Origin of the sequence: Paraburkholderia nemoris (assembly GCF_905221015.1) — a bacterium.
Classification (GTDB): Bacteria; Pseudomonadota; Gammaproteobacteria; order Burkholderiales; family Burkholderiaceae; genus Paraburkholderia; species Paraburkholderia nemoris.
The window spans coordinates 1-20,854 of the sequence record NZ_CAJNBO010000059.1; the positions used below are offsets into that span (position 1 = coordinate 1).

Annotated in this window: 17 protein-coding genes; 10 read left to right on the forward strand and 7 right to left on the reverse strand. The window is 63.4% G+C overall.

Annotation, left to right across the window (positions count from 1 at the left end; translation table 11 throughout):
• Window positions 1-703 precede the first annotated feature (703 nt).
• The gene (locus KHO33_RS40510; protein WP_054043276.1) at window positions 704-1,915 is read right to left on the reverse strand and encodes an MFS transporter; all 1,212 of its coding nucleotides are present in this window, start codon (window positions 1,913-1,915) and stop codon (window positions 704-706) included.
• Window positions 1,916-2,305: 390 nt separating this feature from the next.
• On the opposite strand from KHO33_RS40510, the gene xdhA reads away from it, so the two are divergent.
• From xdhA to xdhC, 3 genes are read left to right on the forward strand one after another with little or no spacing between them, the layout of a single operon-like run.
• Window positions 2,306-3,829, forward strand: a complete 1,524-nt coding sequence (gene xdhA / locus KHO33_RS40515; RefSeq protein ID WP_200568323.1) for a xanthine dehydrogenase small subunit — start codon at window positions 2,306-2,308, stop codon at window positions 3,827-3,829.
• A 29-nt stretch (window positions 3,830-3,858) separates the two neighbouring features.
• Window positions 3,859-6,225, forward strand: a complete 2,367-nt coding sequence (gene xdhB / locus KHO33_RS40520) for a xanthine dehydrogenase molybdopterin binding subunit (RefSeq protein WP_200568322.1) — start codon at window positions 3,859-3,861, stop codon at window positions 6,223-6,225.
• Between the two features lie 60 nt (window positions 6,226-6,285).
• Window positions 6,286-6,852, forward strand: coding sequence for a xanthine dehydrogenase accessory protein XdhC (xdhC, locus tag KHO33_RS40525; RefSeq protein ID WP_234480937.1), 567 nt, complete (start codon window positions 6,286-6,288; stop codon window positions 6,850-6,852).
• Between the two features lie 45 nt (window positions 6,853-6,897).
• Here xdhC and KHO33_RS40530 read toward each other — a convergent pair whose 3' ends face one another.
• The 3 genes from KHO33_RS40530 to KHO33_RS40540 form a co-directional block, all read right to left on the reverse strand.
• On the reverse strand, window positions 6,898-7,878 hold the full coding sequence (locus KHO33_RS40530; protein WP_054043274.1) for a LysR substrate-binding domain-containing protein: 981 nt from the start codon (window positions 7,876-7,878) through the stop codon (window positions 6,898-6,900).
• Window positions 7,879-8,124: 246 nt separating this feature from the next.
• Entirely contained in the window at window positions 8,125-8,769 is a 645-nt protein-coding gene (locus KHO33_RS40535; protein ID WP_054043272.1) for a 2-hydroxychromene-2-carboxylate isomerase, read from the reverse strand.
• A gap of 167 nt (window positions 8,770-8,936) precedes the next feature.
• Window positions 8,937-10,424 carry a TAXI family TRAP transporter solute-binding subunit gene (locus tag KHO33_RS40540; protein WP_200568321.1) on the reverse strand — a complete coding sequence of 496 codons (1,488 nt, stop codon included), beginning with the start codon at window positions 10,422-10,424 and terminating at the stop codon, window positions 8,937-8,939.
• 532 nt (window positions 10,425-10,956) lie between these two features.
• On the opposite strand from KHO33_RS40540, the gene KHO33_RS40545 reads away from it, so the two are divergent.
• Complete coding sequence (locus KHO33_RS40545; RefSeq protein WP_054043266.1) at window positions 10,957-11,310, forward strand: BON domain-containing protein; 354 nt, start codon at window positions 10,957-10,959, stop codon at window positions 11,308-11,310.
• A 234-nt stretch (window positions 11,311-11,544) separates the two neighbouring features.
• The gene (locus KHO33_RS40550; protein ID WP_054043264.1) at window positions 11,545-11,793 is read left to right on the forward strand and encodes a hypothetical protein; all 249 of its coding nucleotides are present in this window, start codon (window positions 11,545-11,547) and stop codon (window positions 11,791-11,793) included.
• Between the two features lie 10 nt (window positions 11,794-11,803).
• On the opposite strand, the gene KHO33_RS40555 is transcribed toward KHO33_RS40550, so the two are convergent.
• Together KHO33_RS40555 and KHO33_RS40560 are read right to left on the reverse strand one after the other, a co-directional pair.
• Window positions 11,804-12,592, reverse strand: a complete 789-nt coding sequence (locus KHO33_RS40555) for a sulfite exporter TauE/SafE family protein (RefSeq protein WP_200568320.1) — start codon at window positions 12,590-12,592, stop codon at window positions 11,804-11,806.
• A 167-nt stretch (window positions 12,593-12,759) separates the two neighbouring features.
• Window positions 12,760-13,677: a LysR substrate-binding domain-containing protein gene (locus KHO33_RS40560; RefSeq protein WP_200568319.1), complete on the reverse strand. Its 918-nt coding sequence runs from the start codon at window positions 13,675-13,677 to the stop codon at window positions 12,760-12,762.
• 63 nt (window positions 13,678-13,740) lie between these two features.
• Between KHO33_RS40560 and KHO33_RS40565 the strand changes: the two genes are divergently transcribed.
• Window positions 13,741-14,643 carry a DMT family transporter gene (locus tag KHO33_RS40565; protein ID WP_200568318.1) on the forward strand — a complete coding sequence of 301 codons (903 nt, stop codon included), beginning with the start codon at window positions 13,741-13,743 and terminating at the stop codon, window positions 14,641-14,643.
• A gap of 53 nt (window positions 14,644-14,696) precedes the next feature.
• Here KHO33_RS40565 and KHO33_RS40570 read toward each other — a convergent pair whose 3' ends face one another.
• Entirely contained in the window at window positions 14,697-15,350 is a 654-nt protein-coding gene (locus tag KHO33_RS40570) for a LysE family translocator (RefSeq protein WP_054043257.1), read from the reverse strand.
• A 179-nt stretch (window positions 15,351-15,529) separates the two neighbouring features.
• On the opposite strand from KHO33_RS40570, the gene KHO33_RS40575 reads away from it, so the two are divergent.
• The 4 genes from KHO33_RS40575 (at window position 15,530) to KHO33_RS40590 (ending at window position 20,394) form a co-directional block, all read left to right on the forward strand.
• Window positions 15,530-16,432, forward strand: coding sequence for a LysR family transcriptional regulator (locus tag KHO33_RS40575; RefSeq protein ID WP_200568317.1), 903 nt, complete (start codon window positions 15,530-15,532; stop codon window positions 16,430-16,432).
• Between the two features lie 176 nt (window positions 16,433-16,608).
• Window positions 16,609-17,586, forward strand: a complete 978-nt coding sequence (locus KHO33_RS40580; protein WP_200568316.1) for a hydroxymethylglutaryl-CoA lyase — start codon at window positions 16,609-16,611, stop codon at window positions 17,584-17,586.
• On the forward strand, window positions 17,583-18,830 hold the full coding sequence (locus KHO33_RS40585; protein ID WP_200568315.1) for a CaiB/BaiF CoA transferase family protein: 1,248 nt from the start codon (window positions 17,583-17,585) through the stop codon (window positions 18,828-18,830). Before KHO33_RS40580 ends, KHO33_RS40585 begins: the two co-directional genes overlap by 4 nt.
• Window positions 18,831-18,909: 79 nt before the next feature.
• A complete protein-coding gene (locus KHO33_RS40590; protein ID WP_200568314.1) occupies window positions 18,910-20,394 on the forward strand; it encodes an MFS transporter in 1,485 nt (494 codons plus the stop codon).
• The last annotated feature ends 460 nt before the right edge of the window (window positions 20,395-20,854 follow it).

Below are 20,854 nucleotides of genomic sequence, written 5' to 3' on the forward strand. Positions count from 1 at the left end.
ACGAGCTGACTGTCCATGTGGCGACAACTGATCGGGTCGGCGCCACAGGAGGGAATATACAAGTAGGCAAAAGAAAGCGGCTAGAAGCCCCTGCTAAGCGGGTCTCGTGGTCTGCCTGGGGTAGTGGTGCGACTGGAATCCGTGTTCTCGCACATTCAGCGTTAGTGACAAAGGACTCATCAGCTCCCACTCCGCACTACGTGCGTCGCGGACGGGGCTGCAGGGGAAACCACGGGCTTCGGTTGGGGTTTGTGGGGGCCGTTGGCTTCGCCTCGGCGAGGCGCTCTGCACTCACCTGGGAACCCTAACTTCAAATGATATGCCCGTGCCCCGCAATCACGGTCGCGGCTGCGCGGTGCAAGGACGAGCCACGATCCGGTGGCGAGGGGGGAGTCAAAACGTAGCGGATGGTTTTATGAACGGCTCTTCGGCGCGCGTAGCGCCGCCGGAAGTATGACGCCCTTGTCACAAGCACGTGCCGGGGCACGAACCCAGATTCCAGATGCACCACTACCCTGTGTGGGCTGCGGGACCCGCTTAGCAGGGGCTTCTAGCCGCTTTCTTTTGCCTACTTTTCTTTGCGGCGGCAAAGAAAAGTAGGTGCCGCCCCGCACAGGGGCAACGCTAATAGACCACTAGCAAATCAAGGAAAGGCCAAAGCCCTAAGAACACAGACAAAACAAGCGCCAAGCAAGCAAAAAAATCAGGTCGCCGCAGGCGCATTCGGCGCCCGAGAATTCCGTAAATACATCATCGTCGACAGCACGACTGCCATCGCGGAAGCGACCGCCGCAAACAAAAACACCTGCGCATAACCAAACTCCCCAGCGATATACCCGGCCAACGGCCCCGTAATCCCCAGAGAAAGATCAAGAAACACAGAATAAGCCGACAAAGCCGCCCCCCGACTAGCGGGCGGCACAAGCCCAACCGCCTCCACACCAAGAGCAGGAAACACCAAAGCAAACCCAAACCCGGTCAACGCCGCCCCCGCGAGGGCAATATGCGGCTCAGGCGCCAACCACAACATCAACAACCCGGCACATTCAAACGAAAACGAAGCAATCGCGACCCGGAACCCACCGTAAGCCTTGATCGTATTAGCGAACAACAAACGCGCGCCGATAAACAGCGTGCCAAAAACAGTCAACGACAAAGCCGCATTAGGCCAATGCCGCGCGGCATAAAACAGCGTGATGAACGTGGCGATCGACCCAAAGCCGGCCGAGCCCAGTGCCAACCCGATCCCATGCGGCAGCACCCGCGTGAACACGCTCCGGTACGACATCCGCTCGCCATGCACGATCGGCACCGGCGCGATAGGCCGCGCCAGATAAAACCCGAGCGCCGCCAGTAGAATTACCAGGACGCCCAACGCGGCAAACCCGATCGTGTGTGCAATCGCTACGCCGAGCGGCGCGCCAATCGCGAGCGCGCCGTAAGTCGCGATACCGTTCCACGAAATCACCCGCGCATTGTTGCTCGTGCCCACCCGGCCGATGCCCCACAAAATCGCGCCAGTGCCGCACAGGCTTTCGCCGAAGCCGAGTACGAGACGGCTGCACACCAGCAGCCCCAGGCTCACCACCGGCCAGCGCCCGCACAACACGGCCAGCAGCAACAGGATCCCGCTCGCGCCGCAACCCATCAGGCCGATCGTGACCGTTCGCTTCGGCCCTAACGTGTCGGCCGAGCGGCCGGCGAGCGGCCGCGAGGCCAGCGTCGCCAGGTACTGCACGCTGATCGCCGCGCCGGCCAGAATCGCGCTGTAACCCAGGTCATCGTGGACGTAGCCCGGCAGCACCGCGAGCGGAATTCCGATCGTCAGGTAGCAAAGAAACGTGAAAAAGACGACCGGAATGATCTGCATGGTCGTCGCAAATTCGCTGCGCGGTGTCGCTGAGTCGGTGGACATGGGGAAAACGAGACTTGAAAACGGCGGGAAGGCGTGATTTTCCCATGGAACCGATTCCCTTGCAGGGTTTGCTTAATACTTTCGGCGGTTAAATAACGGTGCCGGATCGATATAGTGGTCCGTTTTCACCCTGCACGAGCGGTCTTTTGATGCCGACCGGATGAATGAGCCTTGTTCGTTGATGGCTTTAATGCAGCAATTTACATATAAATACGGCAAAACAGCCAATTCAACATAAGCCAACCGCCCCCCCAAACCCATCTCTATATCGTTTCGCGAATATGTCCCGCATGCGATCCCCGCTATGGGTTGTATTTATTGATGATGATAGTTTTCGAACCATCATCGCAGCACGTCCCAACGGACACAGAACATTGAGAGTAACGAGACATGACTGAGCCGATTCGCTTCTACCACCGCAACGCGATCCGTGAGATCAAGGATGCGCCCGTCACCCGCACCGTCCTGCAGTATCTGCGCGAAGACGTGCATTGCACCGGCACCAAGGAAGGCTGCGCCGAAGGCGACTGCGGCGCATGCACGGTCGTGATCGGCGAGCGCAACGAGGCGGGCGGCGTCGACTTCAAGGCAGTCAACGCCTGCATCCAGTTCGTGCCGACCTTGGACGGCAAAGCGCTCTTCACCGTCGAGGACCTGCGTCAGCCGGACGGCTCGCTGCATCCGGTGCAGGAAGCGATGGTCGAGTGCCACGGTTCGCAGTGCGGTTTCTGTACGCCGGGTTTCGTCATGTCGATGTGGTCGCTGTACGAAAAGCATGGCCACGAACATAGCTGCGCAAACAAAACTGTGCCGTCGCGCGACGCGATCAGCAACGCGCTGACCGGCAATCTGTGCCGCTGCACCGGCTATCGTCCGATCGTCGACGCAGCCGTGCGCATGTTCGAAGCGCCCGCGCCGAAAGCACCGGTCAATATCGAAGCGCTGTCGAATGCACTCGCCACGCTCGAGCGCAAGGACACGTTCCACTACCAGCACGCCGGCCAGCAGTTCGACGCGCCGCGCACGGTCGCGGCGCTCGCGAAGATCAAGGAAGCCGAACCGGCCGCGCGTATTCTCGCCGGCAGCACGGACATCGGTCTGTGGGTCACCAAGATGATGCGCGAGCTCGGCAACATCGTGTATGTCGGGCAGATCGCCGAATTGCAGAAGCTCGAAACCAACGACGACTGGATCGAGATCGGCGCGGGCGTGAGCGTCGAAAAGGCCTACACGGAAATCGTCAAGCAGTATCCGGAACTGTTCGAAATGCAGCAGCGCTTCGCGTCGCTGCCGATCCGCAATGCCGGCACGCTCGGCGGCAATATCGCCAACGGTTCGCCGATCGGCGATTCGATGCCCGGCCTGATCGCGCTCGGCGCACGCGTGATCGTGCGCGGCGGCGAGATCGAGCGTGAAATGCCGCTCGAGGACCTGTACCTCGCGTATCAGAAGAAGGATATGGCGGAGCACGAGTTCGTCGTCGGGCTCAAGGTGCCATCGCGCACCGGCGTGCGCAAGAACCTGCAGTTCCGCAGCTATAAGCTGTCCAAGCGCTTCGATTCGGACATCTCGGCGGTGTGCGCCGCGTTCTCCTTCATCGCCGACGGCAACGTGATCCGCGAGCCGCGCATCGCATTCGGCGGCATGGCCGCCACGTCCAAGCGCGCGACGCTCACTGAAGCCGTGCTGCGCGACGCCGAGTGGCACGAAGCCACCGCGCAAGCCGCAATGCTGGCGCTCGGCAACGATTACGCGCCGCTCTCCGACATGCGCGCGACCAGCAACTACCGCCTTGAAGCGGCCAAGAACACCTTGTACCGCTTCTGGCTCGAAACGCGTCCGAACAACCCGCTGCCCAAGAGCGCACTGGATGTTCGTGCAGTCGCCGCTGCTTGCGCCCCGGTCGGCGCCTAAGAAGCCAAAGGATACGGAGAACCCACACAATGAATCAGCAAGCCGAACCGTTCCTGAAAGACCTCAAGGAGCTCGACGACTTCACCCAGGTCCACGTCTCGCGCCCGCACGAGTCCGCGCATTTGCACGTGAGTGGCCGCGCCACCTACACCGACGACATCCCGACGCTCGCCGGCACGCTGCACGCCGCGCTCGGCCTATCGACGAAAGCGCACGCGAAGATCGTCTCGATGGCGCTCGACAAAGTGCGTGCCACGCCGGGCGTGGTCGCGATCTTCACCGCGGGCGATATCCCCGGCGTCAACGACGTGGGTCCGATCATCCACGGCGACGATCCGATTCTCGCGGACGGTGTCGTGCAATACGTCGGCCAGCCGATGTTCATCGTGGTCGCGACCTCGCATGACGTCGCGCGCCTCGCTGCGCGCCGCGCCGAAATCGTCTACGAAGAACTGCCGGCCATTCTCACCGCGCAACAGGCCCGCGCCGCGAACCAGCACGTCTTGCCGCCGATGAAACTCGCGCGCGGCGAAGCCGATACGAAGATTGCCCGCGCGGCGCGTCGCGAAGCCGGCGAGATGCTGCTCGGCGGCCAGGAGCAGTTCTACCTGGAAGGCCAGATTTCGTACGCGGTGCCGAAGGACGACGACGGCATGCACGTCTACTGCTCGACGCAGCACCCGACCGAAATGCAGCACATGGTCGCGCACGCCTTGGGCGTGGCGTCGCACAACGTGCTGATCGAATGCCGCCGCATGGGTGGCGGTTTCGGCGGCAAGGAATCGCAATCGGGTCTGTTCGCGTGCTGCGCGGCGCTCGCTGCATGGAAGCTGCTGTGCCCGGTCAAGCTGCGTCCGGACCGCGACGACGACATGATGGTCACGGGCAAGCGCCACGATTTCCACTATACGTACGAAGTGGGCTACGACGACAAGGGTGTGATCGACGGAGTGACGGTCGACATGACCTCGCGTTGCGGCTTCTCCGCCGACCTGTCCGGTCCCGTGATGACGCGTGCGCTGTGCCACTTCGACAACGCGTACTGGCTGTCCGACGTCACGATCGACGGCTTCTGCGGCAAGACCAACACGCAATCGAACACCGCGTTCCGCGGCTTCGGCGGTCCGCAAGGCGCGTTCGCGATCGAGTACATCATGGACAACGTCGCGCGTTCGGTTGGCGAAGATTCGCTCGACGTGCGCCGCCGCAATCTGTACGGCAAGACCGAGCGCAACCAGACGCCGTATGGTCAGGTGGTCGAAGACAACGTGATTCACGAACTGATTGACGAACTCGAAGCGACCAGCGAATACCGCGCGCGCCGTGCAGCGATCAACGAGTTCAACGCGAACAACGAAGTGCTGAAGAAGGGCTTGGCGCTCACGCCGGTCAAGTTCGGCATCGCGTTCAACGTGACCCACTTTAACCAGGCCGGCGCGCTGGTGCACATCTACACCGACGGTTCGGTGCTGGTGAACCACGGCGGCACCGAAATGGGCCAGGGTTTGAACACCAAGGTCGCGCAGGTCGTCGCGCATGAACTGGGTATCGGCTTTAACCGTATCCGCGTCACGGCGACCGATACGAGCAAGATCGCCAATACGTCGGCGACCGCCGCATCGACCGGTTCGGACCTGAACGGCAAGGCTGCGCAAGACGCCGCGCGCCAGTTGCGCGAACGTCTGTCGGCCTTCGCTGCCGAGCGTTTCGGCGCAGGGCAGGTGGCCGCTTCGGAAGTGCGTTTCGTGCACGACCGCGTGGTGGTCGGCGAGATGATCGTGCCGTTCGAAGAAGTGATCGCGAAGGCCTACATCGCGCGCGTCCAGCTCTGGTCGGACGGCTTCTACGCCACGCCGAAGCTCTACTGGGATCAATCGAAGCTGCAAGGCCGGCCGTTCTACTACTACTCGTACGGCGCGGCCGTGTCGGAAGTGGTGATCGATACGCTGACCGGCGAAATGCGCGTGCTGCGCGCGGACGCTTTGCATGACGTGGGTGCATCGCTGAACCCGGCGCTCGACGTGGGCCAGGTGGAAGGCGCGTTCATCCAGGGCATGGGCTGGCTTACGACTGAAGAACTGTGGTGGAACACGGGCGGCAAGCTGATGACGCACGCGCCGTCTACCTACAAGATTCCGACCGTCAACGATACGCCGCCGGACTTCCGTGTGCGCCTGTTCAAGAACCGCAATGCGGAGGACAGCATCCACCGTTCGAAGGCGACTGGCGAGCCGCCGCTGCTGCTGCCGTTCTCGGTGTTCTTTGCCGTGCGCGATGCGGTGTCGGCCGTGGGTGACCATAAGGTCAATCCGCCGCTGAATGCGCCCGCGACCAGCGAGGAAATCTTGAAGGCAGTCGGCGCCGTGCGGGCAGCAACCGCAGCGGCGCGGCAGTAAAGCGCAACTGGCCAGCTAAGGACAATCGTGCAAATATCGAAACTCACTGGAATGATCGCCATGAACGACTTTTCTTCCGTTCAGATCGGCCGGCGCAGCGCCGTGCAGGCGCCGCGTCCGGCGCCGATGCACATCGTGCTGTTCGGCGCGGGGCACGTCGGCCATGCGCTCGTCACGCTGCTCGGCAGCTTGCCGTGCGTCGTCCAGTGGGTCGATGAGCGCGACGAACTGTTCCCCGACGAAACGCCGGCTAACGTGCAGATCGAAGCGACCGACACGCCCGATGCAATCGTCGACACGGCGCCGCCCGGCGCGTATTTCCTCGTGATGACGCATAACCACGCGCTCGATTTTTCGCTCGCCGCGCGCATCATGCGGCGGCGCGATTTCACCTACTTCGGCATGATCGGGTCGAAGACAAAGCGCGTGAAATTCGAGCGTCGTTTGCTGGATCGTGGGGTGGATCTGGATCGGCTGGTGGAGATGACCTGCCCGATCGGCGTGACCGGTATTGTGGATAAAGCGCCTTCGGCAATCGCGGTCGCGGTGTGTGCCGAGTTGCTGCAGATCCGTTCACGTCAAGCCGCGGCTCAGGCGGCAATGCAGAAGCTTTACGCGAGCGTCTAAGCGAAGAGAGCCTTCAAACGTAACGTCAAGCACCACACCACAACGTCAGCCCTCTGCGGCTGACGTTTCTTTTTTCGCCGGACGTTTCGCGCGCCGCACCTTCTGTGCGATCAATTCATCCGACACTTGCGACATCAGCGTACGCAGCCAGCCGACATCGCTCGGCCGGTCCGGCTGCGGATGCCATAGCTGATAGCACTTGATGCGCGGAAACGGAATCGGCACTTCGACCACGGCGAGCGGCAGGATGCTCGCATAGTGCATCGCGAAACGGCGTGTGGTCGTGAAGATCAGATCCGATTGCAACAGCGTTTGCGGCACGAGGCCGAAGTAGGGCAGCGTGGCGACGATGCGCCGCTCGGCGCGGGCTCTCGCGAAGCCGATGTCGACGGCGCCGCCGCTTGCGCCGCTATAAGGCGTTGGCGCGAGATGCGGCGCGGCGAGATACGCTTCGCGCGTCATCGGTGTGCGGGCGAGCGGATGATCGGCGCGCATCAGGCACACCACCGTATCGGAGAACAGATCACTGCGCTCGAAACGCGGATCAGGCTTCGGCCAGTTGCCGATTACCAGATCGAGTTCACCCGCGTCGAGCGCGGCCGAATGGTCGAGCATCGGGCTTAGCGAATCGATCTCCAGACGCGCATGCGGCGCTGCTTCGCGAAACTGCGCGATCACGGTGGGCATGAAGAAGTCGTTCAGATAATCCGGTGCCGCCACGCGGAAGGTCCGGCGCGAGCGGCCGGCATCGAAGTCGCCATGCGGCGTCGCCACGAAATCCACTTCGCGCAGCACACGTTGCGCCGAGGCCAGCAAGGATTCGCCGTATTCGGTCGGCACCATGCCCGACTTGCCGCGCACGAGGATCGGATCGTTCAGCGTCTCGCGCAGTTTGCGCAACGCGGTGCTGATGGCGGGCTGGGTCTGATTCAGACGCAGCGCGGTTTGTGTGACGCTGCGCTCGACGATCAGCGTGCGCAGCACGCGCACGAGCCAGATATCGAGGGAAGCGGCGGAATCGTCCATGGTTTAGGCGAGGCGATGCAAGCAGGTCGGGTCCGGATAAAGCGTCGTACGGAGCCGCCCGCGAGCCAGATCGCAAGAGCGGGGCGCAAAGGTTATAACCTTAGGCCCGTTTGCGGTGCGGCGGCATAGCAGGCACGGTATGGCCGGCATCAGGACGGCCTTTTTGACGTCATCACGTCCGAAAAGACCTGCGCATGCGCGGGCACGGCGTGCCTGTTTGCCCGAATATTACGTCTTGCTTTCGCTCTAGTCGTCTGCAAGGCCGGAAGGCAACGAACTGATCCGCTTCACTTCCTGTGAGTCGAGCCAGTTCGGCGTGCGTGCGCAATACAGCACCATGGGCAACGCGTCTTCGCCCCAGAACAACTGGTCGTTCAGACGGAAGGTCGGCACGCCGTAGACGCCCAGACCGATTGCATCCGTCGTGTTGCGCTGCAATTGCGCCTTCACCTCTTCGTTCTTGATCAGTTCCGGGCCGTCCGGCATGCCGACGCGCTCGCACAGTTCGGCGAATGCGCCATTGCTCGACGGATCGCGGCCTTCGCGCCAGATAAAACGGAAGATCTCGCGGACGAAGCTGATGTCGCCCTTCGCCGCGGTGGCGAGCAGGAGCGGCTTCATCGAGTCGAACGGATGGGCCGGCGGCATCTTGAACGGAATGCCGAGCTGATCCGCGCGAAACAGCGCGTGGCGGTACAGGAAGGTGCGCTTGGCGGGCACGCTATAAGCGGGCCGCTGGCCCCAGTGGCCATACAGTTCGTTCAGCACGACCGGCGTGAACGCGAAGTCGAAACCCGGCCACTTGTCATGTTGCTCGAGCAACAGGTAGGTGAACGGCGAGACAAAATCGTAAAACCACAGCGGTTGCCTGGCGTCGATGCCTACGGTCATAAGTGTCTCCCGGATTGCCCTTTCCGAACGGTGTCGTCTGCTGGACCGTCGGAATTGTAATGATCTTACGCGGTGCCGCCGCCGCTTGCACCCGTCAATGTGGATTTGGACCGGGCATGGCCGACGCGGCGCACGCCAAACTCGACCCCGTGAGTCGAGACGGCTCCCTAGGCGTGGCGGCCGGCCGAAGGCTCGCCGGCCTCGTCGGCTCCCCGCGCTTCAGGTGATTCAGTTGCGGCATCGGCTTCTGATGCGTGCGCCGAAGCAGGTGGCTGCGGCTCGTCGTCCGAGTCTTCCGCCGCGTCGCGCTGGGCCTCGCGGCTATGCGTGAGCCGCTCGCGCACGAAGCCGATATGCTCGCGCAGCACGTAAAACTGATCCGCATAGGCGAGCGGCATTTTTAGCCCGTTCACCGATTCTTCGATCGCATCGAGCCGCTCGATCAGCGTGGCGCGTTCTTCGGCTGAGTGCTCGCTGAGCGCGCTTCGTTCGATCGCGATCAGCGCGCCGTACCAGCGGTAGATGCGCGATTTCACCCGCCACGTGTACAGCGAGGGCACGACGCGCAGCGCCGGAATCAGCAGCACGATCAGCGGCACCACGACCACCAGCAGCCGGTCCGCTAGACTCGCCAGCCAGAACGGCAGGATCCGGTAGAGGAAGCTCTTGCCTGACTTGTAGTAGCGGGCGGCGTCGTCGCTGATCGGGAAATCGTGGGCGAGCGGCGCGGGGAATTCGCCGGCGCGCTGCATGATGTTTGCCTTGCCGTGGACCTCGCGTGCCGCTTCGATCAGCAGATCGGACAGCGCGGGATGCAACGAGTCGCGCGCCACCAGTTCGGCGGTCGGCGCCACCATATGAATCGGCGTGGACGGCAGATTCTTGCCGAGGTCGAACGCGCCCATCGGCATTTCGAGCTGCGTCAGATACGGAAAACGGCGGGTGTAGGCATCGGCCTGGGTGAAGTCGTAGAACTGCACGTTCGGCGTGCGATAGAGCTTGCCCATCACTGCCGGTTGCGCCGAATCGCCGGCCAGAAACGCCGCGTCGATTTTGCCGGCGACGAGTGCCTGGGCGGCGTCGTCGCCCGAGAGCGGCAGCAGCTTGGTCGGACCGCCCGGCACGATGCCGTTGGCCTTGAGCAGCGCCAGCGCCAGTTCGCGCGTGCCGCTGCCTTCGGCGCCGACCGCGAGGCGCAAGCCTTTGAATTCGGAGAGCCGCGAGATCGTCGGGCCGTGATAGAAGATCGCCAGCGGCACATAGGCCACGCTGCCGAGCGACATCAAGCCCTCGTTCGCTGCGCCGGGCGCGACTCCGTCCTGCACGAAGCCGACGTCGACGTTCGACTTCGGGTCGGAGAGCCGTTTGAGATTCTGCAGCGATCCTTCCGAAGGCAAGACGTTCAGGGTGATACGGTTGCGCGCCAGGATCTCCTTGTACTTCTGGGCCGCATTCCAGAAGGTGCTGCCTTCGGGGCCGGCGCTGATCGTCAGCGTGCTGGGCGGGGCGGGTTGGATCAGGCGCACGGCGACCCAGATCGCCGCGACGGCGATCAGCACGAGCGGTCCGAACGAGACCGCCAGATCGCGCCAGGAGATGGCCACGAAACGGGCGACGAGACGGGGAGGGCGTTTGCGGCCGGTGGCTGGCTTCATCGGGTGACGTGACGGCGACGGTCGAAAGTGAACAGGATGGCGGCTTGTGCGTCGCGCCGATGGTACCTGAGATTGGCGCGGCGGCGCAGCGTCCAGCCGGCGCGGGCGCCGTCAAACCCGTAACAAATCGTGAACAGCGCGTGAACAACGCATGAACAAAACACGCCCGATGCCCCCTCTGACAACCGGAACGCACCGCAACGTACGACTAAACCCTTTGCGCTTCTGGCGCGGCTAGATTAAATTGTGGTTCGCTGCCGCGAACAGACGTTTGCACAGCGTGACCCGGCACGACAGACAAGAACCGGGCGCGCTGGCGGACCTCGCGGCTTGCCGGCTCCCGTACCGCATTGCATGCGTGGCATCGCATGCGGCTAACGGCGGCCGGCCTCTCTCGCCTCTCGCACACCGTGTCGTAGCCATAGTCGGCCGTCGCTGAGCCGCGCGTTGTCGCGTCCCGCATGGCCGCTGGTAGTCGTAACGAAGCCGCTTGTACATGCGGTCCAATGTGTAGCTAAGGAGAATAGAAACTATGAAATCGGTCGGTTTTCTGAAAACGCTGGGCTCGGTTGTGGCAATGGTGGTGGCGTGCAATGTGTACGCTCAGGCAAGCGATGCAACGGCTACGGGCACGACCGCAGCACCGGCTGCAAGCGCCAAGGCCGGCAAGAAGGCCAATAGCCAGCTGGGTCGCAAGGTGCGCAGCGCGCTCGCCAAGGCACAAGGCATCGACGTCTCGAACATCGCCGTGCGTGCTCGTGGCGGTGCAGTGACGCTGACGGGTTCGGTGCCTGACCAAGGCCAGATCGACGCTGCCGGTGAAGCGGCCAAGGGCGTTGCCGGCGTGACGTCAGTGTCGAACAAGCTGACCGTTGTGCAGCAGTAAGACGCTTGCAATGAGCAGGCCGCGATAAGCGGCCTGCATAAGCGAGGGCTCCGGCGAATACCCGGAGCTTTTTTTTCGCTTTATTTTTCGTAGCGGTGATTTTTGAAGCGGTGATGATGAGTCGGCCAGTACGGGGCTGAACGTGGGCGCCGCAACAGCCCGTTTGTGCGCTGTGACACACTATCGACGCGGCGCGAAGCGTACTCTGATGCAAGCGGAACCGGAGTCAACGCCATGGAAACCACGCAATTGCGTTATACCGATCTGCCGATCGGCGATCGGGCGGCTTTCGAACTGGTATGCGCGCGGCATGGTTTTGCGCCGGCGCATTTCGACATCAGCGCCTGCCCGGACCCGGGCGATGCCGCGCACGAGCGCCTTGTCACGGTTCGTCGCGGCGGCTGGGCGCAGTCCTATCACGACCGTCACGGTCAATGGGTCAGGCAGTTCGAGACCGATCTGACCTGCCGGTTCTTCAAATAGCGCGGCTGCTTTATGACAGCACGAGGCGCACGCCGACCAGCGTGAGCGTGGCGGCGAGCAGGTTGCGCAGCAGCGCGTCCGGTGCGCGCGACGACAGATAACTGCCGATCGCGATGCCCGGCAATGATCCCACCAGCAGTGACAGCAGCATCGACCAGTCGACCGAACCCAGCAGCCAATGACCGGCGCCCGCCAACAGCGTGAGCGGCACCGCGTGCGCGATATCGGAGCCGACGATGCGCGTGGTCGGTAGCAGCGGATACAGCAGCAGCAACACCGTCACGCCGATCGCGCCCGCACCCACCGAGGTCAGCGACACCAGCACGCCCAGCACCGCGCCGGTCAGCATGGTGAGCGCGAGCGTACGGCCTTGCCTCGGGTCGCGCTGACGGCGCGCGCCGAGCGCCGCGAGTTGCGGCCGGAAGATCAGCGCCACGGCCGTCACCAGCAAGGCTGCGCCGAGCACGATCTGGATCAGCCGGCTCGCGCCCGGCGTGTCCATCCCGTACCGATGCAGCAGGATCAAGGTGATGGTTGCCGCCGGTACGCTGCCGGCCGCGAGACGCAGGGTGATCTGCCAGTCGACGGAACCTTTCAGGCCGTGCACCAGCGTGCCGGTCGCCTTGGTGGCGGCCGCGTACAGCAGATCGGTGCCGACCGCGGTAGCCGGATGCACGTTGAACAGCAGGACCAGGATCGGCGTCATCAGCGAGCCGCCGCCGACACCCGTCAGTCCGACCAGAAAGCCGACGAACAGGCCGGAGACGGAGTACAGCAGATCGATGTGGGGAAGAGCCATTGAGCAGACCGCTGACGGTCGGGTGGGTTGAACAGGTTAGACGGCAAGGCCGGCGCGCACTTGCCTTCGAGGGGCCTTCGAGCGCCGGCGCATCTCGGCGACAGGCCCGCGACGGCGCGGCGAAAGCCGCTATTGTCGCAAAACTGCCGCGCTTGCGTACGAAGTTGCTACGAGACGCCCTGCTGGCCTGCCTGCATCCGCTCGATCAGCGCCAGCACCTCGGGCCGGCTCTCGCCCTTTGCATGCACGAAGTAATAAGTCAGCGGCGAGGCGACTTCGTGGCGGCTCACACGCACGAGGCCGCTTTTGCGCAGGTATGCGTCGGCCAACGGCACGCGTGCCAGCGCCACGCCGAGTCCCGCTTCGGCGGCGGCCAGCACCAGGGTGTAGTCTTCGAAGCGCCGGTCCTGCGCGCGCGGCTTCAGCGGAATAGCGAGCGCGCCGAACCAGGCGCGCCAGCCGGTCACATCCGAGTCGTGCAGCAGCGGCACGTCGAGCAGCGCGGCGTCGCCGTGTTTGTGTCGCTGCTTCGCGAGGCGTGCGGCGAGCGCGGGATGCGCGACCGGATACAGCGTTTCTGGCAGGAAAGGTTTGACCTCGAGCTGACGCCAACTGCCGCGCCCATAGCGAATCGCCAGATCCGCTTCGCCGCCGGCGATGTCCACGTTGCGATGGTCGATATCGAGCTGGATGCGCAGCGCCGGGGCAGCGCTCTCGAATGCCGTCTGGCGCTCGAAGAACCACAGTTTGGCGAACGCGGGCACCACGCTCAGCTTGACCAGTTGCGGGCTGCGCGGCGAGCGCCACTGATCCGCCGCGCTGTCGATGATGCCGAACGCCTGCTCGATACGCCCCACGAAGCGCTGCCCATCCGGCGTCAGCCGCACGCCGCGCGCATGGCGTTCGAACAAGGTCATGCCGAGCCAGTTTTCGACCGCGGCCACTCGCCGGCTGATCGCGCCGTGCGTCAATCCGGCGACCTCGGCAGCGGCGAGAAACGAGCCTTCGCGGGCGACGACGCAGACGGTTTCGAGGCTCGCGAGCGGCGGCCGCGCCGACGAGCTTTGTGAGGAGGTGTGAGCCATATTCACATCACGATGTTCATTTGTGCGCTAGCTTAGCAGCTCGCGGCGCGGCACCATTTGCGCATGAACACACTTACTTCGTCCCCATCGCCCCGTTCCGCGCGGCAGCCGCTGCTGGCGGCAGGCGCGGTCGCCTTCACCATCGTGTCGTGGGCGTCCGCCTTTCCATTCATTCGCATCGGCTTGCAGGGTCTGGCGCCTTTGCCCCTGGCGGCGGCGCGCTTCGCCACCGCGGCGCTGCTGGTGATCGCATGGCTTGCTTACCGGCGCCCGCCGTTGCCGAGATGGCGCGACGGTCTGCGTTTCGTGCTGTGCGGTTTTCTCGGCATCGCGCTTTATAACGCGCTGCTCAACACCGGCGAGAAAACGGTCGCGCCAGGCGCGGCGAGTTTCATCGTCAATACGCTGCCGATTTTCACTGCGCTGCTGGCAGCCGCGTTTCTCGGCGAGCGATTCAATCGTTGGGGATGGCTCGGTTCGTTAGTCAGTCTCGCCGGCATCGCGGTGATTGCGCGGGGTCAGCCCGGCGGTCTGACGCTCGGCGCGGGCAGCACGCTGATTCTCGGCGCGGCGCTGTGTTCGGCGAGCTACTTCGTGCTGCAGCGGCGCCTGATTCCGGTCTACGGGGCGTTGACGTGCACCGCCTACACTTTGCTGGCAGGGGCGGTGTTGCTGGCGCCGTGGCTGCCGGGCGCGTTGAGTTCGCTGGGCAGTGCGCCGCACGGCACGTTGCAGGCGGTGCTGGTGCTTGGCGTATTTCCAGCGGCGCTGGGTTATGCAACGTGGACGTTCGCGCTGGGCTACTTCGGCGCGGCGCGCGCGGCCAATTTCCTGTATCTGACGCCTGCGGTGGCGACGGCGTTGTCGTCAGTGCTGACCGGCGAGCGTCCGGGTCTTGCGACGCTATGCGGTGGATTGTTGGCGATTGCCGGTGTGGTGTTCGTGGCACTGCGGGGCCGCTCGTGAGTCAGAAGGCGCATCGTTCGTTGAGCGCCCTTGCGCAGCCCCGCTAACCCTCTTCAAAGCGCGCGGCGAATCTCGACGATACCGAACGCCGCGAGCGTGATCCCGACGACCCGGTCGATCGCAACCCGCAGCTTGCTGCCGATCGCATGGCGCGCGAGCGACACCACGGTCACGAGAAAGCACCACCACGCGATCGAGCCGCAAAACACGCCGCCTACCGTGGTCAACGCGATGCTCGACGAAAACGCGCCACGCGGCGCGAGCGTCGTGAACAGCGCGGCAAACATGATGACGGTTTGCGGATTGGTCAGCGTGAGCAGCAATGAACTCGCATAGGCGCGCAGTGCGCCGGCGCGGCCTACCTGCGCGAGCTTGCCGTTACCGTTGCCGTCGCTGTTGCCGTTTGCTGCGTCAGCGGGCGCTTTTTGCAGCAGCGTCCGTACGCCGAGATAAAGCAGAAACAACCCGGCGAGCAGATGCAAGGGCCGGTCGTAGGCGAGCATGAACTGCGAAATGCCGACCAGGCCGAGTGCCGCGATCAGGCCGTAAACCGCATCGCCGGTCGCAATGCCGAAGCCGATTGCGAGCCCCGCGCGCGGACCGCCCGTCAGCGTGCGGCGAATGCACAGCATGCCCATTGGGCCGACCGGTGCGGCAATCGCGAGGCCGACGCCCGCGGAGGTGACGAAGAGACTGGCGGTGGACATGGGAAAGCCTTTGTTGGTTGTTCTGATTGCGCAGTTTGCCACACGATTAGCGGTCACAACCTGGCGCGCGATCGACGACTCAAACCGGTGTGCCGGCCGTGGATACCCTGGGATGGACTTGGCCGCCGCCTTCCTCGGGCATAATTTTCCCACTTCAAACATCCAGGGCGCGCCCGTTCATGTGGCAAATCGATCAGGTGACGTTGCGCTTGTTCATCGCCGTCTGCGAGGAAGGCACGATCGCGCGGGCGGCCGAACGCGAGTTCATCGCGCCGTCCGCGGTCAGCAAGCGGCTCGCCGATCTCGAAGCGCTGGTCGACGTCGCGCTGCTCTCGCGTAGCCAGCGCGGTGTGCGCGCGACCGCCGCCGGTGAGGCGCTGCTCAGGCACGCACGGCTCATCATGCGCGGCCACGAACGCTTGCAGGCTGAACTCAGCGAATACGCGGCCGGCGCGCGCGGCCATGTGCGGGTGCTGGCGAATGTGTCGTCGATGGTCGAGTTTCTGCCCGAGGCGTTGTCGGTGTTTCTGAAGGCCAACCCGCAGGTTCGCGTTGACGTCGAAGAGCGTGTTAGCTCCGAGATCGTGCGAGGTCTGGAAGAGGGCGTGGCCGATCTCGGCATCTGCCGCGACGTGGTGCCGATGGGCAGTCTCGATGTGCTGCCGTATCGCTCCGATCATCTCGCGCTGATTGTGCCGCGCGATCATCCGCTGGCTGGTGAAACCGCGGTCGGCTTCGAGCAGACCCTCGCGTTCGATCATCTCGGGCTCGCATCGAATGCATCGGTGAATGCGCTGATGCAACGCATCGCGGTGGAAAAAGGCAACGAGCTCAACTATCGAACTTATGTATCGACCTTCGACGCCGCCTATCGTTTTATCCAGGCAGGCCTTGCTGTCGCGATCCTGCCGAGCGAGGCGCTGCCCAAACATGCGGCTGACGAATACGGCATCGTCGCCGTGCCCTTGCGCGAAGCATGGGCGGAGCGGCGCTTCGTGATCTGTATGCGCGACCGCAAGGCGCTGACGCTGACGGCATCGCATTTACTCGACCATCTGCTGCATCCTCTGAAAAGCCCTTAAGGGTTTCCCCTTTGCGACGGCGCACGCCCGTCCCGCATGCCACTGCCGCCATCGCGAGCGGCGATGGAGTGCGTCGTCAACGCAGACTTTGCCACAAGGCCGCGCGCGGGCACGCTGTCACTCAGCGGCTTCATTTCCCGCATTTCACGCAAGATTCAAGACTGGGATTCAAGACCATGAGTGACACCAAGGAACGCGTCGTCGTGACCGAAGTCGGCATGCGCGACGGCTTGCAAAGCATCGCACGCACGATGCCCACCGAGTTCAAGCGGCGCTGGATCGACGCAGCGTATGCCGCCGGCGTGCGGCATATGGAAGTCGCGTCGTTCGTGCCAGCGAAGCTATTGCCGCAAATGGCCGACGCCGACGAAGTGATCGCCCACGCGCTCACTTACGACGATCTGATCGTGACGGCATTGGTGCCGAACCTGAAGGGGGCGCAACGTGCGCTCGAATCAGGTGTGCATCGGATCGTCGCGCCGATTTCGGTGAGCACGGCGCATAGCCTTGCCAATGTCCGCAAGACGCCTGTCGAGATGATCGAGTCATTTGCCGCGATGCGCGAGCTGATCGATAGTGCGGCCGGTGCGGACGTGCGACGCGTCGAATTGATCGCCGGATTGTCGACGGTGTTCGGCTGCACGCTGCAAGGCGCGGTGCCTTACGCAGATATCGCCGAGATCGCGCGTGCCGCCTTGCAGGCGGGCGCCGATGTCATCGCGCTCGGCGACACCACCGGCGAGGCGACGCCGCGCCAGGTCGGCGAAATCATCGAACTGGTGCGAGAGGTCGCGGGAGTCAAGCTGCGCTCGCTGCATTTCCACGACACGCGCGGCCTCGGTCTCGCGAATACGTTGGTCGCGTTGCAGCACGGCATCCGGGAATTCGACGCGTCGCTGGCGGGCCTCGGCGGCTGTCCGCATGCGCCCGGCGCGACCGGCAACGTGAACACAGAAGACCTCGTGTTCATGCTCGACAGCATGGGTTACGACACCGGCATCGACCTCACCCGACTCATCGCGTCGCGCGACATTCTCGCCGACGCGCTTCCCGGCGAACCGCTGTACGGCTATCTGGCGCGCGCCGGTTTGCCCAAGCAGTTCAGTGCTGCTGCTCAACGTTTTGAACCTTCCGAATCACGGGTGTTGCAATGACTTCAGTTTCTTCTACGTCTGCTTCTTCTACATCCTCGTCTTCAGCAGAGCAACAGGGCGCGTTGCCGCTTGCGGGCATCCGCGTAATCGAGCTGTCGCATATGGTGATGGGGCCGACCTGCGGGATGATTCTTGGCGACCTCGGTGCTGAAGTCATCAAGGTCGAGCCGCCGCGTGGCGACGGCACGCGCCGTTTGCTTGGCACCGGTGCGGGTTTTTTTCGTACCTTCAACCGCAACAAGAAGAGTGTCGCGCTCGAACTCGATACGGAAGCAGGGCTAGCCGCGCTGCACAAGCTGGTCGACACCGCGGATGTATTCGTCGAGAACTTCAAGCCGGGCCGCATGGCGAGCCTGGGCCTCGATTACGCGTCGCTGCGTGAGCGCAATCCCAAGCTGATTTATGTCTCGCACAAAGGCTTCCTTAACGGTCCCTACGAGCACCGTCTCGCTCTGGACGAAGTTGTGCAGATGATGGCCGGCCTCGCCTACATGACGGGACCGGTAGGCCGTCCGTTGCGCGCGGGCAGTTCGGTCAACGACATCATGGGCGGCATGTTCGGCGCGATCGGCGTGCTTGCCGCGCTGCACGAACGGCATACCAGCGGACGCGGCAAGGAAGTACAGAGCGCGCTGTTCGAAAACTGCGTGCTGCTTTCCGCGCAACACATGCAGCAGTTCGCCGCGACCGGCGTGCCCGCTGCGCCGATGCCCGAGCGTATCAGCGCGTGGGCCGTGTACGACGTGTTCAGGCTTGCCAACGACGAGCAGATGTTTATCGCCGCGACCGGCGACGGTCAGTGGCGTGCGCTGTGCGCGATTCTCGATCGTGCCGACCTGCTGACGGATCCGCGCCTCGCGACTAACAACGACCGAGTACTGGCGCGCGAGTGGTTACTGCAGACGCTCGGTGAAACCTTGAGCCGCTTCGAAGGCGCGGCGCTCGTGCCGCTGTTCGAGCGCGACCACATTCCCTTCGCTTCGATCACGAAACCCGAGGACCTGTTCGACGATCCGCATCTTAACGAGAGCGGCGGCCTCGCGCGATTGACGCTCGATGACGGAAGCGAGACCGCCATGCCCTTGCTGCCGATTTCGATGGATGGCGCGCGTCTGCAACCGCGCTCTCCGATCGCAAAGATCGGTGAGCACACCGCCGACGTGCTGCGCGGCCTGGGCTACGACGAAGCACAGATCACGGCGTTGGGCGGCGGCGTAGCGCAGACGCCGCGAGAAGCGGCGTGACGGTAGCGGTGCACTCGATGCGTCAAACGTAGTCAATCAATCTTATCCGGCGTCAGACCGGAAATCATGGAGACAGACGATGAAATCGTCGAATCATGCGGTGTATGCGACAGCGGTCGGCGATGCCGGCACGCTGGGTGGTTTGCCCTCAGGCGCCGGTGCATCGGCCGGCGGCCGTGCTGAAGAGATCGCGCTAAATGGCGCGCGCATTTCGGCGCGGCTCGACCGCTTGCCCGCGACGCGTTCGATCTGGCAACTGGTGATGCTGCTGAGCCTCGGACTCTTCTTCGAACTCTACGACCTGATGTTCTCCGGCTACATTGCACCGGGCCTCGTGCGCAGCGGCATTCTCACCGCGACGACGCACGGTTTGTTCGGCACCAGCGGCGTGGCGAGCTTCATCGCGGCGTTATTCGCGGGCCTGTTTATCGGCACGGCCGCTTGCGGCTTTCTCGCCGACCGTTTCGGGCGGCGCGCGATTTTCACCTGGTCGCTGCTGTGGTACACGGCGGCCAACATCATCATGGCGTTCCAGGACACGGCGCTCGGACTCAACCTTTGGCGCTTCATCGCGGGCATCGGTATCGGCGTGGAGATCGTGACGATCGGTACGTACATCTCCGAGCTCGTACCGAAACATGTGCGGGGCCGCGCGTCGGCTTTTTCGCAGGCGGTCGGTTTCTGCGCCGTGCCGATCGTCGCGTTTCTATCGTATTTGCTGGTGCCGCACCGTTACTTCGGCCTCGACGGCTGGCGCCTGGTTGTGCTGACCGGCGTCGTGGGTGCGATCGTGGTGTGGTGGATCCGTTTGCGTTTGCCGGAGAGCCCACGCTGGCTCGCACAGAAGGGCCGCATCGAGGAAGCCGACGTCGTGATGAAGCGACTCGAAGCGCGTGTGGAACGAGAATATGGACGGCCTTTGCCGGAGCCGGCCTTGCCTGAACCGGTGCGTGCGCGTGCGACGTTTCGCGATCTGCTGGTGCCGCCGTATCGCAGGCGCACGCTGATGCTGATCATTTTCCACGTGTTCCAGACGATGGGTTATTACGGCTTCGCGAACTGGATTCCGACGTTGCTGATCAAGCAGGGCATTACCGTCACGACGAGTTTGATGTACGCGAGCATCATCGCGATTGCGGCGCCGCTTGGACCGTTACTGGGGATGCTGATTGCCGACCGCTTCGAGCGTAAGACGGTGATTATCTGCATGGCCGCGGTGAACGTGGTGTGCGGGCTGCTGTTCAGCCAGGCGCGGGAGACGGTATTGCTCGTGAGTTTGGGCGTGTGCCTGGTGCTGGCGGGCAACATTATTTCTTATAGCTATCACGCATATCAGGCCGAGCTGTTTCCGACCAGTATTCGGGCGAGGGCGGTGGGGTTTGTTTATTCGTGGAGCCGGATTTCGGCGATGTTTTCCGCGTTCGTGATTGCGGGGTGCTTGAACCGCTTTGGCGTGAATGGGGTGTTTGTGTTTATTTCGGGGGCGATGATGATCGTGATGCTGGCCATTGGAACGCTTGGGCCGAAGACGCGGGATGTCGCGTTGGAGGATATTTCGAGGTAAAGCGGATGGGGTGAGGCCCGCCTGGCGGGGCGGGCTTGTTGCTGCTTTAGTGTTTCTTTGGCGTTGCCGAAACGGTCGGCGCTACGCGGATCGGGGGGGCGCCCGATGGCGTCGTGGCCGGGGTGGGTTTCTTGGCCTGCTTCGGTTTCTTTACTTCGCGGTTACTGCGCATTTGACCTTTTGCCATGATGGACTCCCCAGTAGGCTTTTATCGCTCCGCGAGGGAGCAGTTGGATAGTGTGCGCTGAATTTTGGGTTTTGGGGGGGATTTGGGTTTTTTGCCTGCTCGGCGGTTTTTGTCTGTGTGCTTGGGGCGGTGGCCTTTCCTTGATCTGGATTTGGTGCCTTGCCTTGTTTTGTTAGTGGTCTATTAGCGTTGCCCCTGTGCGGGGCGGCACTTACTTCTCTTTGCCGCCGCAAAGAGAAGTAAGCAAGAGAAAGCGGCTAGAAGCCCCTGCTA

Bases quoted from the DNA above. Each gene is read 5' to 3' on its own strand.
- KHO33_RS40540 (WP_200568321.1), bottom strand. From the start codon at position 10,424: ATGAAGCCAGCCACCGGCCGCAAACGCCCTCCCCGTCTCGTCGCCCGT.
- xdhB (WP_200568322.1), top strand. From the start codon at position 3,859: ATGAATCAGCAAGCCGAACCGTTCCTGAAAGACCTCAAGGAGCTCGAC.
- KHO33_RS40590 (WP_200568314.1), top strand. From the start codon at position 18,910: ATGAAATCGTCGAATCATGCGGTGTATGCGACAGCGGTCGGCGATGCC.
- KHO33_RS40565 (WP_200568318.1), top strand. From the start codon at position 13,741: ATGAACACACTTACTTCGTCCCCATCGCCCCGTTCCGCGCGGCAGCCG.
- KHO33_RS40585 (WP_200568315.1), top strand. From the start codon at position 17,583: ATGACTTCAGTTTCTTCTACGTCTGCTTCTTCTACATCCTCGTCTTCA.
- KHO33_RS40530 (WP_054043274.1), bottom strand. From the start codon at position 7,878: ATGGACGATTCCGCCGCTTCCCTCGATATCTGGCTCGTGCGCGTGCTG.
- KHO33_RS40570 (WP_054043257.1), bottom strand. From the start codon at position 15,350: ATGTCCACCGCCAGTCTCTTCGTCACCTCCGCGGGCGTCGGCCTCGCG.
- KHO33_RS40575 (WP_200568317.1), top strand. From the start codon at position 15,530: ATGTGGCAAATCGATCAGGTGACGTTGCGCTTGTTCATCGCCGTCTGC.
- xdhA (WP_200568323.1), top strand. From the start codon at position 2,306: ATGACTGAGCCGATTCGCTTCTACCACCGCAACGCGATCCGTGAGATC.
- KHO33_RS40550 (WP_054043264.1), top strand. From the start codon at position 11,545: ATGGAAACCACGCAATTGCGTTATACCGATCTGCCGATCGGCGATCGG.
- KHO33_RS40510 (WP_054043276.1), bottom strand. From the start codon at position 1,915: ATGTCCACCGACTCAGCGACACCGCGCAGCGAATTTGCGACGACCATG.
- KHO33_RS40580 (WP_200568316.1), top strand. From the start codon at position 16,609: ATGAGTGACACCAAGGAACGCGTCGTCGTGACCGAAGTCGGCATGCGC.
- KHO33_RS40545 (WP_054043266.1), top strand. From the start codon at position 10,957: ATGAAATCGGTCGGTTTTCTGAAAACGCTGGGCTCGGTTGTGGCAATG.
- KHO33_RS40555 (WP_200568320.1), bottom strand. From the start codon at position 12,592: ATGGCTCTTCCCCACATCGATCTGCTGTACTCCGTCTCCGGCCTGTTC.
- KHO33_RS40535 (WP_054043272.1), bottom strand. From the start codon at position 8,769: ATGACCGTAGGCATCGACGCCAGGCAACCGCTGTGGTTTTACGATTTT.
- xdhC (WP_234480937.1), top strand. From the start codon at position 6,286: ATGAACGACTTTTCTTCCGTTCAGATCGGCCGGCGCAGCGCCGTGCAG.
- KHO33_RS40560 (WP_200568319.1), bottom strand. From the start codon at position 13,677: ATGGCTCACACCTCCTCACAAAGCTCGTCGGCGCGGCCGCCGCTCGCG.